The 18,409-nt window shown below is 38.6% G+C and carries 9 protein-coding genes and 1 other RNA gene; 4 read left to right on the top strand and 6 right to left on the bottom strand.

The genetic code is table 11. From position 1 onward, the window contains the following. Window positions 1-27: 27 nt before the first annotated feature. The 3 genes from MT391_RS16245 (at window position 28) to MT391_RS16235 (ending at window position 10,874) form a co-directional block, all read left to right on the top strand. Window positions 28-6,003, top strand: coding sequence for a beta strand repeat-containing protein (locus MT391_RS16245; RefSeq protein WP_499499024.1), 5,976 nt, complete (start codon window positions 28-30; stop codon window positions 6,001-6,003). 85 nt (window positions 6,004-6,088) lie between these two features. After that, complete coding sequence (locus MT391_RS16240; RefSeq protein ID WP_499499022.1) at window positions 6,089-9,088, top strand: response regulator; 3,000 nt, start codon at window positions 6,089-6,091, stop codon at window positions 9,086-9,088. Next, window positions 9,081-10,874 carry a GGDEF/EAL domain-containing response regulator gene (locus MT391_RS16235; RefSeq protein WP_499499020.1) on the top strand — a complete coding sequence of 598 codons (1,794 nt, stop codon included), beginning with the start codon at window positions 9,081-9,083 and terminating at the stop codon, window positions 10,872-10,874. Before MT391_RS16240 ends, MT391_RS16235 begins: the two co-directional genes overlap by 8 nt. A gap of 223 nt (window positions 10,875-11,097) precedes the next feature. Here MT391_RS16235 and MT391_RS16230 read toward each other — a convergent pair whose 3' ends face one another. Beyond that, complete coding sequence (locus tag MT391_RS16230; protein WP_166370716.1) at window positions 11,098-11,538, bottom strand: MarR family winged helix-turn-helix transcriptional regulator; 441 nt, start codon at window positions 11,536-11,538, stop codon at window positions 11,098-11,100. Window positions 11,539-11,709: 171 nt separating this feature from the next. Between MT391_RS16230 and MT391_RS16225 the strand changes: the two genes are divergently transcribed. After that, window positions 11,710-12,138: an organic hydroperoxide resistance protein gene (locus MT391_RS16225; RefSeq protein WP_299668160.1), complete on the top strand. Its 429-nt coding sequence runs from the start codon at window positions 11,710-11,712 to the stop codon at window positions 12,136-12,138. A 293-nt stretch (window positions 12,139-12,431) separates the two neighbouring features. On the opposite strand, the gene MT391_RS16220 is transcribed toward MT391_RS16225, so the two are convergent. The 5 genes from MT391_RS16220 to ssrS form a co-directional block, all read right to left on the bottom strand. Then, window positions 12,432-14,510 (bottom strand): methyl-accepting chemotaxis protein, encoded by a 2,079-nt coding sequence (locus MT391_RS16220; RefSeq protein ID WP_499499018.1) that lies wholly within the window; start codon window positions 14,508-14,510, stop codon window positions 12,432-12,434. Window positions 14,511-14,852: 342 nt separating this feature from the next. Beyond that, window positions 14,853-16,082 carry a phosphoglycerate dehydrogenase gene (serA, locus tag MT391_RS16215; protein WP_499442518.1) on the bottom strand — a complete coding sequence of 410 codons (1,230 nt, stop codon included), beginning with the start codon at window positions 16,080-16,082 and terminating at the stop codon, window positions 14,853-14,855. Window positions 16,083-16,282: 200 nt separating this feature from the next. After that, window positions 16,283-16,939, bottom strand: coding sequence for a ribose-5-phosphate isomerase RpiA (rpiA, locus tag MT391_RS16210; RefSeq protein ID WP_166370710.1), 657 nt, complete (start codon window positions 16,937-16,939; stop codon window positions 16,283-16,285). Between the two features lie 385 nt (window positions 16,940-17,324). Then, window positions 17,325-17,927: a 5-formyltetrahydrofolate cyclo-ligase gene (locus MT391_RS16205; RefSeq protein ID WP_499499026.1), complete on the bottom strand. Its 603-nt coding sequence runs from the start codon at window positions 17,925-17,927 to the stop codon at window positions 17,325-17,327. Between the two features lie 196 nt (window positions 17,928-18,123). Then, window positions 18,124-18,308: non-coding RNA, 6S RNA (ssrS, locus tag MT391_RS16200), on the bottom strand. Window positions 18,309-18,409: the final 101 nt, after the last annotated feature.

Below are 18,409 nucleotides of genomic sequence, written 5' to 3'. Positions count from 1 at the left end.
GTGGCTAATACGGGGCCAATTGATGGTTTGATCATCTTAACTGTGGCGCCTGAGAATGATGACCCAACCTTAGAGAGTAGCATTCCTGATCAATCGGCTAGTGAAGATACTTTGTTTAATTTCATCTTGCCTGAACACAGTTTTAAGGACATTGATAACGCCGATACTATTACCTATAGCGCTCAATTACTAGGTGGGGGCACATTACCAAGTTGGCTGAACTTTAATGCGAGCACGGGTACTTTTAGTGGTATACCCCTCAATCAAGATGTAGGAACTATTTCCATTGAAGTGATTGCAGATGATGGCAATGGTGGTATACCTGCATCAGATAGTTTTGAACTTGTTATAGCAAATAGTAATGATGATCCCACTCTTGAGCATGACATTAATGATCAAACTGCGACTGAAGATTCGCTATTCACTTTCACTTTTGCAGCAAATACTTTTAGTGATATTGATAGTGGCGATAATATTAGTTACTCCACGCAACTAGTTGGTGGCGCTTTAATTCCGGCTTGGTTAAATTTCGATTCAAATACACGAACTTTTAGTGGAACGCCTACAAATGATGATATAGGAACGCTTTCGATTGAAGTGATTGCCAACGATAACAATGGTGGAATCGCAGCAACAGATAGTTTTAATCTCATTATTTCTAACAGTAATGACTTACCAAATGGTACTGCCACGATCACCGGTTCAGTGATAGAAAACCAAATTTTAACTGCAAATACCTCTACTCTAGCTGACGATGATGGATTAGGCTCGTTTAATTATCAATGGTTGCGAGATGGTGTTGCTATCAGTGGTGCGACAACAAGCTCTTATATGCTTGACGATGCCGATGTTGGTTCGGTTATTTCATATCAAGTGAGTTATACCGATGCTCAAGGGACATTAGAAACCATTACTAGTGAACAAACGATTGCTGTTGCGAATATTAATGACCTACCAACAGGCACTATTTCGATAACAGGTACAGCGACCGTCGGTAACACACTTACTGTTAATAATGATTTGCTTGACCAAGATGGCTTAGGTGTCATTAACTATCAATGGCAACGAAATGGTATTGATATAGTCGGTGCAACAGAAAATACCTACACCATTACCGTTAGTGACGATAACCAAACTCTTAAAGTAGTGGCAAGTTATACCGATTTGCATGGTACCTCTGAAGTTGTTGTTAGTGAGACGACAGCCACTGTGACAGGTAGTAATTATATACCTACGGGTAGTGTGTTTATAAATGGTACACCGAAGCAAGGAGAAACCCTTAACGCAGATACCTCGGCATTAAACGATCCCGATGGATTGGGTACTTTTAGTTATCAATGGCAACGCAATGGCATTAATATTTCAGGTGCAAATAGTGCGAGCTATACGCTCGGAAATAATGACGTCGATAAAGCCATCACTGTGGTGATTAGCTACTTAGATAATGGGTTGCCAGTTGGCACTACAGAAAGTGTCGTAAGTGTTGCGACCACTGCCGTCGTTAATATTAATGACGCTGCTAATGCAACAGAAATGAACCAAGTACAAAATTATACAGAAGGCGACATTAATGTGGCTTTAAACGATATCGTTGTGAGTGACGTCGACTCTGGCGATATTATTACTGCCAGTCTGACATTGGCTGATCCTTCTGCTGGTGAACTGACCTCCGGAACCTTTGCAACAGTAACGAGCTCTTATCATTCGGTAACTGGAGTTTGGACGGTAACAGGTACTGTAGATGATGTTAATGCCGCATTAGCTGCGACAGCTTTTGTACCCTCGAGTGATTATGATATTGATACTTATATCACCACTCATATTGAAGATGCATCAGGTGCCGGCCCTGTTGATGGCGTTATTTCCCTGCAAGTCACTGCTGTTAATGATGACCCAACACTTGCGCACTTAATTGCTGACCAGGTTAGTACTGAAAAAAGTGCTTTTAATTTTATGTTTGCCGCGAATACATTTAATGATTTGGATAGCGGAGCATCATTAATTTATTCAGCACAGTTACTTGGTGGTGGTGCTTTACCTGATTGGTTAGTTTTCGATAGTGCGACCCTCACCTTCAGCGGTACGCCACTTAATAATGATGTTGGTAGTATCAATATCACAGTGAGTGCCAATGATGGCCAAGGTGGTGTGGTTGCTAGCGATAGTTTTACTTTGACGACAAGTAATGTCAATGACACTCCTTTAGGCAATGTAACGATCATCGGTGCAACTTTGGAAGGTGATGTATTGTCCGCCGATACTAGCACTATTAGCGATCAAGATGGGTTGGGGGTCTTTAGCTATCAATGGTTAAGAGATGGTTTAAATATCAGTGCTGAAACGAATGAAACGTATACGTTATCAGGTGCCGATGTTGGAAGTAAAATAAGTATTGTGGTCAGTTTTAAGGATGCACAGGGGACAACTGAAATATTAACAAGTGCAGAAACGTCTGAAATAATTAATATGAATGATGTGCCTAGCGCAACTAATCAAACCCAAGTTAAAAATTATATTGAGGGAGATAGCATTGTTTCTTTTGATAATATTGTTGTAATCGATGTTGATAATGCAGAAACTATCACCGCAACACTGGTTTTATCTGACACTACATCAGGCTCATTGAGCTCGGGGGTATTTGGAAGTGCTTCTAGCTCCTATAACAGTACATCTGGCATATGGACGATAAATGGTTCAGTGACCGATGTTAATGCTGCATTGGCAAATGTTGAATTCCTTCCAACAGCAAATAACGAACGTGATGTTAATATCACAACACACATTGAAGACGCTTTAGGAGCAGGTCCTAGTGATGGGGTAATCCACTTACTTGTTAGCGCGGTCAATGACGATCCAACGTTGGATAACCTTTTACTAGACCAAGTCGCGATTGAAGACACTACGTTTAATTTTACCTTCAATGAAAACAGTTTTAATGATGTTGATAATGGGGCAAGCTTAACCTATAGCGCACAGCTAGTTGGAAACATACCGTTACCAACTTGGTTAAGTTTTGATGCGAGTACTCGCACATTTACTGGCACACCTTTGAATAGTGATGTGGGAACGATCAACATTGAAGTCACCGCCGATGATGGTCAAGGTGGTATTCCTGCAACAGACAGTTTTGAGCTGGTGATCACGAACACTAATGATGATCCGACTTTAAATAATGCTATTACAGATCAATCAGCGACGGAAGATACCGTTTTCAACTTTATCTTTGCTGCTAATACCTTTGGCGATGTCGATAGTGGTGATAGCTTTACCTATAGCGCACAGTTGACCAATGGCTCAGCATTACCTTCGTGGTTAAGCTTTGATACAAATACTCGGACATTTGCTGGCACACCGCTAAATAGTGATGTGGGAACGATCAACATTGAAGTCACCGCCGATGATGGTCAAGGTGGTATTCCTGCAACAGACAGTTTTCAACTGGTGATCTCGAACACTAATGATGCTCCGACTTTAAACAATGCGATTACAGACCAATCAGCGACGGAAGATAGCGTATTCAATTTCACCTTGGCTGCTAATGCCTTTGGCGATGTCGATAGTGGTGATAGCTTAACCTATAGCGCACAGCTAGTTGGAAACATACCGTTACCAACTTGGTTAAATTTTGATACAAATACTCGCACATTTACTGGCACACCGCTAAATAGTGATGTGGGAACGATCAACATTGAAGTCACCGCCAATGATGGTCAAGGTGGTATTCCTGCAACAGACAGTTTTGAGCTGGTGATCACGAACACTAATGATGCTCCGACTTTAGACAGTGCGACTGCAGACCAATCAGCGACGGAAGACAGCGCGTTCAATTTCACCTTGGCCGCTAATACTTTTGGCGATGTCGATAGTGGTGATAGCTTGACCTATAGCGCACAGCTAGTTGGAAACATACCGTTACCAACTTGGTTAAGTTTTGATACAAATACTCGCACATTTACTGGCACACCGCTGAATAGTGATGTGGGAACGATCAACATTGAAGTCACCGCCAATGATGGTCAAGGTGGTATTCCTGCAACAGACAGTTTTGAGCTGGTGATCACGAACACTAATGATGATCCGACTTTAGACAGTGCGACTGCAGACCAATCAGCGACGGAAGACAACGCGTTCAATTTCACCTTGGCCGCTAATACTTTTGGCGATGTCGATAGTGGTGATAGCTTGACCTATAGCGCACAGCTAGTTGGAAACATACCGTTACCAACTTGGTTAAGTTTTGATACAAATACTCGCACATTTACTGGCACACCGCTGAATAGTGATGTGGGAACGATCAACATTGAAGTCACAGCCGATGATGGTCAAGGAGGTATTCCTGCAACAGATACTTTTGAGCTGGTGATCACGAATACTAATGATGCTCCCACTTTAAACAACGCCATCGCAGATCAATCAGCGATGGAAGATGCCGTTTTCAACTTCACTTTTGCTGCAGATACTTTTGAAGATGTGGATAGCGGCGATAGTTTAACTTACAGCGTGCAGTTAACTAATGGTTCAGCATTACCGGTTTGGTTAAGTTTTGATAACGCTACTCGAACCTTTACTGGTACACCTTTGAATGCGGATGTGGGTAGCTTAACCATCGAAGTTACAGCCGATGATGGTAATGGTGACTTGAATGCCGTCGATAGCTTTGAACTTGTGATTGCTAACAGCAATAACGATCCCACTTTAAACAACGCCATCGCAGATCAATCAGCGATGGAAGATGCCGTTTTCAACTTCACTTTTGCTGCAGATACTTTTGAAGATGTGGATAGCGGCGATAGTTTAACTTTCAGCGCGCAGTTAACTAATGGTTCAGCATTACCGGTTTGGTTAAGTTTTGATAACGCTACGCGAACCTTTACTGGTACACCTTTGAATGCGGATGTGGGTAGCTTAACCATCGAAGTTACAGCCGATGATGGTAATGGTAGTTTAAAGGCTACTGATAGTTTTAATTTGTTGGTCACTAATGTTAATGACCCTGCACTAGGTAAAGTTGTAGTAACTGGTACTCTAAGTGATGGTGAAATATTGGTCGTAGATACTTCATTAATTTCCGATGACGATGGCCTTGGGGAGTTTACTTTTCAGTGGCTAAAAAATGGTAATGAAATAACTGCCGCGACGACTTCAAGTTATGTGCTTCAACCAACCGATATAGGGACTAACATATCCGTCATAGTGAGCTATATTGATAGTCAAGGAACGCTCGAGAGTATTAGTAGCCAGCCGCAAAAAGTATCTAGTGTAGATATTGAAATGACAGAAACGACTGAAGTTACAGAAATTATTGAAGAAAGAGTGAGTGTAGTTGATACCCCTATTTTTATTCCACTTGACAGTGTTGAGCTAGAACAGGAAGTTTTAGATCTTGAAACAATGTTAGAAGAGGAAGTTGAAGAAGCTCTACAAGAAGAGATAGAAGAAAGCGCTGAAGAAAGTTTAGGAGGTGGAGAGCCTGAACAAATTAATAACTTTGAACAAGATGCATTTCAGGATCAACTGCAAATCATCAACACTGCTGTTACTTCTTTTAATAGTGATGGTGAACAGCAGGTTAGCAATAATAATGTTAATACCGCTACTGTATTGAAAATATTGCAAAAAAATACGATTGAAGAACAACAATCTCAGCTTCAAAATGATATTGATAATTTTTTAATGAAAGATGATCCGCTAATGTTAATACAGACAAATAATTTTATTAGCGGATTGAATGAGATGCGCCAAGAGCTCGACCAAGATATTATTTTTAATAAAACAACCGTTGGCAGTTCATTGGCTGTTTCTGCTGGTGTTTCGGCGGGGTATGTCGCTTGGTTAGCCCGGAGTGGCGTGTTGCTAGGGAGTGTTATGGGAACCTTACCCGTATGGCGCTTTGTAGACCCGCTTCCGGTACTAAATCAAGCCAGAGGCGTGTTAGGCGAAGAAGGGGAGTCTTTAGAATCGATTGTTTCCGATGGCAGCGATGCGAATGAAGAAAATAAATAGTAATGCTATTACTTCACAATAAGGCACCTAAAAAATATCAAAACAGACTTTATTATTGTAAATAAAAGAATGAAAGGAATTCAGGTTGATAAGCAAAATATTTAAAGGACAAAGTGCAAAAACACGAATCGCATTAAGATTAGTGAGCATAGTAGTTTGCGTAAGTATCGCTGCTTCTTTTCTAGGGTTATTTCCGGATAGGTATGGCGCGATATTAGCTGGTAGAGCAGCCATTGCTGAAATTGTGGCTGTTAATAGCTCTGTCTTTATTACACGCCGTGATATACGTCGAATGGAAGCTAACCTTAATATTCTTGTGTCTCGCAATGAGCAAATACTTTCCGCTGCAGTTAAGCCTCTAAAAGGTAAGGCTGCTGCTATTATTGGTGATCACGAATTGCAATGGAAAGCGATGGAAAAAGGAACTTCTACAGAATCGCAGTTGGTGGTGCCAATATGGGAAGGCAATACACAATGGGGTAATATCGAACTTCGATTTGAACCTTTAAAACATCCTGGCTTGTTTGCTTTCTTTTTCGAACCTTTAGCGCAGTTTATTATGTTTGTTTCTTTCTTCAGTTTCATTTTTTTCAAGTTTTACTTAGGAAAAATGCTTAAACAGTTGGACCCCTCTCAAGCCATTCCTGGCCGGGTCCGTTCAGCATTGGATACTATGGCTGAGGGGTTATTAGTCTTAGATGTTAAGCAAAATATAGTGTTAGCGAATGAGGCCTTCTCTGTCTTAGTCGGTGAAAAACCAGAAGATTTAATGGGACGTAGTATTGCAAAGTTTAGCTGGGAGCAAGTCATGGCTCGTAGCGAGAATGAAAGCGTTTCTCCAAACCCTGAGCCAAAATACCCATGGGAAATTGCCCTTGCATCCAGTTCACTGCAAATGAATCATATGTTGTATTTAGAGCTAGATGACAATATTCGTTATACCTTCATGGTTAATTGTTCACCAGTATTAGGTCAAAACGGTAAAGTAGCTGGTATGATGGTCAGTTTTGATGATATTACTAAGTTAGAAGAGAAAGAGATAGAATTACGTCGCTCTAAAGAAGAAGCTGAAATGGCAAACCGTGCAAAAAGTGATTTTTTATCCAATATGAGTCACGAAATACGTACGCCAATGAATGCCATTCTTGGATTTACAGAGGTGCTAATCCGCGGCCATAGTAACGATCCTGTAGAAAGTAAGCGTTATTTAGGTACGATCGCCTCCAGCGGTAAACATCTACTTGGCTTAATTAACGATATACTGGATTTATCAAAGGTTGAAGCTGGAAAAATTGAAATTGAAACCTTACCTTGCCCTGCACATCAAATAGTTCAAGAAGTGGTTAAAGTGATGGGGGTGAAAGCCCAGGAAAAAGGTATTAATCTTGAGTTTGTTGCCATCGATAGCATGCCTGAACTTGTATTAACAGACGCGGGTAAAATAAGACAAATATTAACTAATTTAGTTGGTAACTCTATAAAATTTACTGAAAGTGGAGTGGTTAAACTAAGTACACGTTATAAGTCAGAAAAGCATAAGTCGAGACTGATTATTGAGGTCTCAGATACGGGTATCGGCATGACACAGGAACAAGCTGAAGCGGTTTTTAAACCATTTGTACAAGCAGATAGTTCGATCACACGACGTTTTGGTGGTACTGGTTTGGGTCTTACTATTAGTAAACGTTTTGCTGAAGCGCTGGGAGGCGATATTACGGTTACTAGTGAGCAAGGTAAAGGCAGTTGTTTTATTGTCAATATAGAAGTTGAAGCCGTTCCGCAAGCTAGGTTGCTTTCCTCCACCGAAGTCATGCAAGAAATTACATCTAATACTGCAGAGCAACAAGTCACATGGATTTTCCCCGATGCGAATATTTTAGTGGTAGATGATGGCGATGAAAATAGAGATTTATTAGAGGTCGTCTTAAGTGGGGCTGGGCTGAGTATTGAAACCGCTGTTAATGGTCAACAAGCGGTGAGTATGGCTACAGCTGGAAACTTTGATCTTATTTTAATGGATGTACAGATGCCGATTATGGATGGTTATACAGCGGTACGTTTGATGCGTGAAAAAGGTATTAGCATTCCTATTATCGCTTTAACGGCACATGCAATGAAAGGAGCTGAAAGTGAGTGTCTCTCTGCGGGATATTCAGGCTACATGACGAAACCCATTGATATTGATAAATTGCTTAAATACTTGGCTAATGAGTTGGGAGGTAAGATTGCAACTGCAACAACGTCGCTACAACAAGAAGCAGCTAACACTGCATTGATGATTGAAGACTCGGTTAACGAAAAAATGACAGAAAACACTCCGCTCAAGGCTGCTATCCATTCATCTTTGCCAGGGGCAAAAAATAAGTACCGAAGCTTAATCGGACGTTTTATTACTCGTTTAGATGAACAATTTAGCTTAATAGAACAAGCAGCTGCTACAGCTAATTATGAGCAACTCGCTGACTTAGCACATTGGTTGAAAGGATCTGCAGGATCGGTTGGTTTTCATGATTTCACTGAACCAGCAGAAGCATTAGAGGCCTATGCTATGCAACAAGATCGAGTTGCTGTTAGAGCGCAAATTGCAGAAATTAGTGATTTGATTTCACGTCTAGAGGTGAATGATAACATTGACACTATCGAGCAAGAAATTACTGAGAGTAAGGCCAATGTTGTTACCGAACAGACGATATCTGCAAGTGCTCCAATCAGATCAAGTTTATTGATGAGCACACCTAAATTAAGACCAATGGTTGAGAAATTTGTGTTGAGATTAGATGAGAAAATTAGAGTAATGAATACTGCATTAGAGCAAGGTGATTTTGTAGAGTTAGCCGATTTAGCACACTGGCTTAAAGGGTCGGCTGGCACTATTGGCTTCCATGATTTTACCGAACCAGCAATAAAGCTTGAAACATCAGCAAATGAGAAAGATTCAATTAATGCTATAAATTTACTCAAAACAATTAAACAGATGACAAAAAATATCGATTTATCTAGTGTTTCTGAAAAAGCTAATATGCCTGAAATAGTTGAATATTCTACAGAAAAAGATAAAAAAAGCGTAGGGGAAGTGAGTGAATAATCTGAATATTGATAAACTCGATAAGCCAAGTGCTTGCGTTGATAATCTTCACATACAATTAAAAAATGCTGTGATTATGATGATAGATGATGAACCTATTCTGATGGAAATATTACAAAGCTTTCTAGAAGATGAAGGTTATCAGAATTTCATTAATATTGAAGACTCAACACTGGCGATGGAAAAGTTGAAGCTAAATCCACCGGATATTTTATTACTCGACCTTAAAATGCCGATAGTGAATGGTTTTGAAATTTTAAGAGAAGTACGTTCTCATGAACTATTAAAACGTATCCCTGTGATTGTATTAACTTCCGCATCTGATGCTGCTACTAAACTAAAAGCGCTTGAACTTGGTGCTACAGATTTTCTAGCAAAACCAATCGACGCAAGTGAACTGGCTTTACGCTTACGTAATACCTTAACGGTAAAAGCTTACCAAGACCAATTAGCCTTTTATGATTCTTTAACTGGGCTACCTAATCGCGCTCGATTTATGGACCGCTTAGATTGGGCGTTGATGAACGCCATTAGATACAAAGATTCAGTTGCAGTAATGAACTTAAGTGTGGATAGATTTAAAGAAATTAATGATACTTTAGGCCCCAAGTCAGGGGACTTATTACTGCAACAGATTGCCGATAGGTTATCGGGTGCAGTTAGATTCACGGATGTTATTAGCCATACTGGAAGAGATGATCTATGGCTGAATATTGCGCGACTCAGCGGAGATGAATTTAGCATTTTGTTACCCGGAGGTGCAGCTGCTGAAGATTCAGCTTATATTGCAGAGCGCTTATTAGGGGTAATGAAAGGTGTTTTTGTTATAAATGGTCATGATGTCTTTGTAACGGCGAGTATTGGTATTGCTGTTTACCCTGATGATGCAGAAACGACGGATTCCTTGATGAAAAATACCAGTGCGGCGACAGAGTTTGCTAAGCATAAGGGGCGAGATAACTATCAGTTTTATTCAAAAGATATCAATAATAAAGCCAAAGAGCGTTTACAAATGGAGTCTGAACTTAGGCGTGCAATCGATTTACAAGAGTTCGTTGTGCATTATCAGCCTAAAATCAATACTAAAACAAATCAGGTGATGGGAATGGAGGCACTAGTTCGCTGGCAACATCCTGAAAAAGGATTGTTATCTCCCTTTCATTTTATTGATATTGCAGAAAAATCTGGTCTCATTCCAGGTATCGGAGAGTGGGTCATTCATGAAGCCTGCCGCCAAAATAAAGTATGGCAAGATCAAGGTTTAGGGGATTTAAAAATATCAGTTAATGTCTCGCCGCAACAGTTTATAGCAAAACATATTGATCGAACCATGGCGGCTGCATTATCTTCTGGTATGGACATGAAGTACCTTACTATTGAAATTACTGAAGGTATGTTGATGGGCGATGAAGAACGTGCCATTGATGTAATGAAAGGGATCAGAAAGCAAGGGCCGAAGCTATCAATTGATGACTTTGGAACAGGATACTCTTCATTAAGTTATTTAAAACGCTTCCCGTTAAATGAGTTAAAAATAGACCGAGCATTTATTATTGACGTGCCAACCAAGCGTGAAGATTGTGCCATTGTGCGAGCGATCGTTGCGATGGCGCATAGCCTCGAATTATCAGTGGTAGCTGAAGGGATAGAAAACAGCGAGCAACTCGCATTTCTTGAAGGGATAGGCTGCGATGTGATACAGGGATTTTATTTTAGCAAGCCTTTACCCGCTGACGAATTTGAACAGTATGTGTTGGCTAGAAATAAAGCGAGATGTGTTGGTTAGTAATAAACCGAAGTGATGTTTTACTTTTTATGCACAATTACTTATGTATACAATTATCACATATGCTCTAGGTTACATAAAAATCAGTGACGCATTACAGTTAGACGCATTACAGTTATAAACTTGAAAGTCTAAACAGTAGTAATGCAACGCATCCTATTTAGTCGTTATAATATTGCTATTGATGCTATTGATGCTATTGATGCTATTGATGCTTTTTATGTTAATTGTCATTTTTTAAATCATTAACGACTAAGTCTAGTGCTTGCATCAGTTGTAATGATTGAGTTGCATCGATGCTATCAAACTTACAGCGAATTTCATTTGGTATATGTGCCGCTTTTAGTTTTAATGCTTGTCCTTCATTAGTAAGTTGGATGTGACGTTTACGTTTATCTTGTTCATCTTTAACCACTGCAAGTATCTTTTTATCTGTCATTTTCTTTAAAATTTGCGTCAAAGCACTGCCATCAATTGCTGTTTTTTCAATAAGTTCTGCGATAGTTATCTGATCTTTTTCCCATAGTGCCATCATCACAACATACTGAGGGTAAGTTAAGTTAATTTCAGCTAATGGCGAACGGTAGGCTCGAGCAATGCTGTTGGAAGCCATGTATAAACGGTGGCATAACTGATTTTTTAGCTTTAATTGTTCAAATGGCATCACAATACCCCTGTATGTATTTTTATATTTATTTTTATATTTATTTTTATATTTATACTTATTCTTTATTTTAATTTGCATGCAAAATATTTGCAATTGCTATTTATCTTGGTTAATATTGTTTTGCATGCAAAATAAATTACCTAATTAATATAAACTTTGGAGTTCACTATGAATGTATTACAAGAAATCGCATACACAGCTAAAGCGACAGCAACAGGTGGCCGTGAAGGTGTTGCTAAATCCGATGATGCTCGTTTAGATATTAAATTATCAACACCCAAAAACTTAGGTGGTGATGATGGGCAGGGAACCAACCCAGAACAATTATTTGCGGCGGGTTATGCTGCTTGTTTTATTGGTGCATTAAAACATGTTGCAGCGGCTGAAAAAGTAAAACTTTCAAGTGATATCTACATTAATTCTGAAGTTGCTATTGGTCCCATTGAAGGTGGTTTTGGGATAGCTGTTAAACTTGCTGTATCACTGGGTGATATGGATAAAGCACAGGCACAGGCTTTAGTCGAAAAAGCTGATTTAGTTTGCCCATATTCAAATGCAACACGTGGCAATATTGCTAAAGAACTGACAGTTATTTAATTCCATTAGCTCTGTACTTTAGTGAATTCAGTCTTTCGCGGGTAAGTAAAATACTGAATTATTTACAGAATATAAAATAACTACAATAATAAAAGAGCTGTAATGACATTACAGCTCTTTTATTTTAAAAGCTAAAACTCAGTAATAAGTTATGCTATTACACAAACTTTAGGGCCGGGTCCAAGGGAAAGGGCCTTAACAATCAAAATGTTTTTTATACTTTTTTAGCTTTTACTTGGCAACCGTTAAATTTAAATTACCTTCATCCTATTGGATTAAGATGATCATTACCGTTATTGCAATTTAAACTTTTTCACCAATGCATCTAATTGTGTATTAGCAGATGCCAACGTTTGTGTACTATCCACTGTTGCTTGGCCATTTTTAGTTAGTTCTTGTACCATTTCATTTATGTTGGTCATGTTGCGACTTACTTCTTCAGTAACACTACTTTGTTCTTCAGAAGCCGTTGCAATCTGCGTACTTAAATCGTTAATTTGAATAATAAAATTAGTCATATTATCCAAGCTATCGGTAACTCGAGCTGTGTTTTCTGCTGCACGTTGACAACTTGATCTTGTGGCATCCATTGTAGACACTGCATTGCTTGCATCACTACTTAACGTATTCAATATTTGATTAATTTCCGCGGTGCTGGTTTGGGTACGCGCTGCAAGTGAACGAACTTCATCCGCTACTACAGAAAAGCCTCTACCTTGCTCACCTGCTCGAGCCGCTTCTATTGCCGCATTTAGAGCTAATAAATTAGTTTGGTCTGCTATATCACCAATAACACTCAATGCTTTAATAATTTCTTGCGTATTATTACTCATGGTATTAATGCTTGCGGATGCCGAGTCAACTTCATCTACTAACGCTAAAACACTGTTCGATGCTTCGCTCACAATCGTTTTTGATAAAATGGCTTCATCATTTGCTTGTTGAGTATTAAACGCAGTATCTGCTGCATTTTGAGCAACAGTTTCGGATGTGCTACTCATTTCTGTTATTGCGCTAACAACTTGTTCTGTTTCGCTCGCATGTGCAATTAAAGCGCTATTTGCCTGCATCGATTGTTGATTAAGTTGTTCAGTGCTGGTCGTTATATGCGCTGATGCCTGCGAAATATCAAGCATCATTGATTGTAAGTACATAATAAATTTATTCACTGAATGACTAATATCACCTAACTCATCATCGTTAGTAATAGTCAGGCGTGATGTTAAGTCTGCTTCGCCAGTAGATAGAGTGTCAATACGTTCTTTCAAAGAGTGTAGGTTTTTAACAATTGCAGTAATGATTAAAATAATGAGTAAAAGTGACACTATGATTAATACTGCTGAAGAAGTGAACATTGAGGCTACTTGGTCATCAAAAATATGTCGAGTGGCGTTTGTTAAATTGTCTTGAACAGCAATAATATCGTTCTCATAAGCTCCCGTAGAAAGTATCCAGCCCCACTCTGGGAATATTTTTCGGCTATAAGCTATTTTGTTTTCACTTTTTTTAGTGACCGGGTTTTCATAAACGATGTCAACCGTTGACTCTTGTTTTCCTTGAATGTGTTTGGCTATCAATTGAGTACTGTCGGTTTTAGTGCCAATAATATCCGTTTTAGGATGAGCAATAATGGTTCCATCTTCATCTTGGATCCAAAAATAGCCATTAAGCCCATATTTAGCGACATTAACTGCATTTATAGCGGCTTCAATATTTTCTTTTCTCAGTGTGCTAACGTATTCTCCACTGGCTATCACTAAATTTAATGGTTTGAAATAAAATGAAGCGGTCATTTTCTCTTCGATGGTTTGTGTGGTTGGATTTAAAAAAGAGTACTCACTAAACCCTATATCTTCTTTTTGCGCTGCAGCAATAACATCTCTTACAAAAAATTTACCTTTAGCATCGACTTTTTCGTAACCACTTTTTCCGACTTCACTAATATCGCTACCATAAGCTTTGCTGATCACAGTGTTCGCATCATAGGCAAATAAATAGCGTCCATTATTCCAGCGATGCTGTTGTAGAAAAGCATAAATACTCATTTCAGCTTCCCAATATGAACCACTCTTTTCATAAATATTTGTGATAGTACTTCTAAACTCAGACATTTCAGTGGCCAAGTTTTTCTTTATATTTTCAATTTTAGAAGATTCATAATAATCAGAAATCGCGAACGCGATGGTATCAACTTGACCTCTGAGGTTTTGATCAAGTATTTCATCTAGTTGTACTTGAACATTTTCTTTTTCTTTTTCAAGGACAATATTTTCAGTTTCTATTAGTGAATAGATAAAAAAGGAAGCCATGATGAGCAGAGGTACGCATAAAGTGGTGACCAGTTTTGCTTTGATAGTAAATTTAATTGCCATTGGTACTTCCTAGGATCTGTTGGTTGAAGTAAAAGTTAATTAATTATAGATAGGAAATTAACCTGTGCTTTGCCTGACTACCTCTTTATTGTTATATATCAATAAAACAGTGAGTATTTTAAAAATGTGTGACTTTTAAAATCCTTGGATTCAGATCATAAGTGCAGTGAAAAGTTGATTAAAAATTTAAGGGCTTTTGTAAATGAAAGGCTAATTAGTTTTAACTAATAAAAATGTAATAAGCTTCGCTTTAGAAGTAGGGGATTTGTAAGTGGGACTTGTATAAAATTAGCGCAAAAAAATAGGACTCAATGAGTCCTATTTTAGTTTTTCATTGCGTTATTACTTTAATAAACGCGCTCGAATAGTACCTTCAATCTCTTTTAACTTGTCTAAGGCTGTATCTGCATCTTCACTGTTTACATCAATAACAACATAACCAATGTTTTCATTTGTTTGTAAGTATTGTGCCGCAATGTTGATATTGTTATCAGCAAATGCCAAGTTTATCTTAGTAAGAATACCTGGTTGGTTACGGTGAATGTGTAACAGACGACTTGCATCTTTATGAAGCGGTAAAGATACTTCAGGGAAGTTTTTAGATGACAGTGTAGAACCGTTATCAGAGTACTTCACTAATTTACCTGCTACTTCGTAGCCAATGTTTTCCTGTGCTTCTTGTGTGCTGCCACCAACATGTGGAGTCAAAATAACATTGTCAAATTCACGTAATGGAGATTCAAATTCTTCATTGTTTGATTTTGGCTCAGTAGGGAATACATCCACTGCTGCACCCGATAATTTTTTGCTACGTAATGCATCACATAAAGCAGGGATATCAACCACCGTACCTCGTGCTGCATTCATAAAGATGGCACCATCTTTCATTTGAGCAAATTCATCTGCTCCCATCATGTTTTTAGTTGAATCAACTTCTGGTACGTGCAAGCTAATTACATCAGACTTTTCTAATAGCTCTTTTAAAGTAGCAACTTGAGTTGCATTACCTAATGTTAGTTTGCTTTCAATATCATAGAAAGAAACGTTAAAGCCTAGGCCTTCAGCAAGAATACCAAACTGTGTACCGATATGGCCGTAACCAATAATACCTAAGTTTTTGCCACGTGCTTCGTATGAAGCCGTTGCTGATTTATCCCATTCACCGCGGTGCGCTTTAGCATTACGCTCAGGTACGCCACGTAATAATAATAAAGCTTGTCCAAGTACTAACTCAGCTACACTGCGAGTGTTTGAGAAAGGTGCATTAAAAACTGCGATCCCTTTTGCTTGTGCTGCATTTAAATCAACTTGGTTTGTACCAATACAAAAACAACCAATAGCTACTAATTTTTCTGCTGCGTCTAATACTTTTGCAGATAGGTTAGAGCGAGAACGAATACCGATAAAATGTGCATCTTTTATTTTCTCGATTAAGTCTTCTTCACTTAATGACGTTTTAATACTTTCGATGTTGTTGTAACCAGCTTGAGTAAAAGTATCAACTGAACTTTGGTGTAAACCTTCTAGAAGAAGAATTTTAATTTTATCTTTGTTGAGTGAAAACTTGGTCATTGTATTTCCTTGGGCCTTATGGAGGTATGTGGAACAGCAATTTAAAGAATAATTTTAGTGCTCGTAAAATAGCAAAAATAGTTGTAATTGTGAATCTGAGACTGTTATTTCGTATATGAAAAATTGAAACAACTTATTACTATTTAGGTCATTACTGCTCTCTGTGTTTATTTATCAGTCAAAGAGAGCAATATATTTAACTATTTTATCGTTTTAACGCCATCTTCTGCGCCCACTAAAACAACATTAGCTGCGCGGTTTGCAAATAGACCATTTGTCACTACACCAACGATTGCGTTAATTTGGTTTTCTAATTTCAATGGTTCAGCAATTTTAAGATTATGTACATCTAGAATAACGTTACCGTTATCAGTTACCACGCCTTCACGGTATACAGGATCTCCGCCTAATTTAACTAACTCACGGGCTACATAGCTACGAGCCATTGGAATCACTTCAACCGGTAGCGGGAAAGCACCTAAAATATCAACATTTTTAGTATCATCAACAATACAAATAAACTTTTTAGCAACAGCTGATACAATCTTTTCACGAGTTAGTGCAGCACCGCCACCTTTGATCATGTGATTGTAGGCATTAATTTCATCGGCGCCGTCAACATAGACACTTAACTCAGAGACTTCATTCAAATCAAAAACTTCAATGCCGTAACCTTTTAACTTAGCTGTTGATGCATCTGAGCTAGAGACTGCACCTATGATGTCATTTTTTATGGTTGCTAATGCATCGATAAAATGATTAACCGTTGAACCTGTACCAACACCAATAATGGTATCTTTTTCTACGTATTCTAAGGCAGCATAAGCGGCAGCTTTTTTCTTCTCGTCTTGAGTCATGACTTGTATCCTATTGAGTGAGCAATGTCGTTAAAGTGGCGCGATTATACCCTTAACCGTGCTTTTAATTTAAGCTAAATTTATGAAAAATCATTAAATACTTAAGGGGAGTTGATCTTTGTTGTTGAAATTTTATTCATTACATGGTGTTTTGATGGAGGCGGGCATAATCAACCCTAGTGATATAAGTGTATTTTTCAACAAAGTACATAGCGTCTTACGGTCACCTTGGCTCACTGTAAATACTGTGCTTTCGCTTAGTTATGGGAACATGACATTCCCTAATCACAGTACATAAGCTTAGATTACATTACATAGAGTCTGTCTTGGCTAAAACCTGCAGATCATCGCGATAATAAATTTAAAAGATCAACCATCCTTTGGGTTATTCAAAATAGAAGTGTTGACTCGGTGTGATCACCTCGGGCAAAGGGACATCCCATTCTTGAATTGGTAGGGCATTTATATATTGGCAATCATGAGCCAACCCAATGGGGTAGGGGCCGGTTTTTTGAGTAAACCAAGGCGCTAATAACCTGTCGTAATAACCTCCTCCCATACCTATTCTGTTACCTTGTTGATCAAACGCAACTAACGGCGTTAGCACCAAGTCTAAGGATTGTGCTGGGCATGTCTGTTCAATGTTTTTTGTCGTATGCGTGAATTTAGGTTCGGCAATCCCATAGCGGTTGATGCTCATTTCAGTATTTTTATGATACGCGAGAAATAATAGCTGCCCAGTTTTAGTTGGATGCACAACAGGTAAATACACTTGTTTTTGTTGCTGCCAACACCAGTCAATAAAAGGATTAAGATCTATTTCACCGTCATAGGCTAAAGTCACTGATACATGTTGTGCCTGTTGTACTTTGGGGTGTTGTTTTAAGGTTTGTAACAATTGACAAGATGCTTGTTGTTGTTCATTGCAGGACAAAGCCTTACGTGCACTTCGTACTTGTTGTCGAATGGTATTGCGCTGTGTAGAAATAGTATTAGCCATTATTTTATTTCTGCTTAGTTATAACGATGATTTTAAAAGTATATCTTAAGATTAACTTAAAATAAGCAGGTTAAACAAAATAAGAGAAGACAAAGGAGTGGTTGAAACTAAACTGGTTAACTCTAGGAATAGATTTAAGGGATAGAAATAACGGGATGTAACATAAATGATAATAAGAAATTGAAGTTAACCCAAGGATACCGCTTTTGACTGTGACCTTGAACCCGAAGGTCAAGGTTGGTGTACTCGTGTCTACCGCAGGTTTCTCGATACAAGTCGAGCTTACACAATAGTATCCAAACAAATTCACCAGGGTAATGCTTATCGGCTCAGGGACTTAGTCAAGATTAACGGGTACCCGAGGGTTAAATAAACTGTACATACATTTAATCGTTTTTAAAAGGGTTTTTGGCAAAAAATAAGAACTTTTGCATTGAATGATGAATTTTTAATCGTAATTGCAAAGTCAA

The sequence above is a fragment of the Vibrio sp. 1-Bac 57 genome, assembly GCF_037546855.1.
In the GTDB taxonomy this organism is placed as follows: Bacteria; Pseudomonadota; Gammaproteobacteria; order Enterobacterales; family Psychromonadaceae; genus Psychromonas.
The sequence above is the reverse complement of the archived record's forward strand: the minus strand, read 5'-3'. Positions and strand labels throughout refer to the sequence as shown.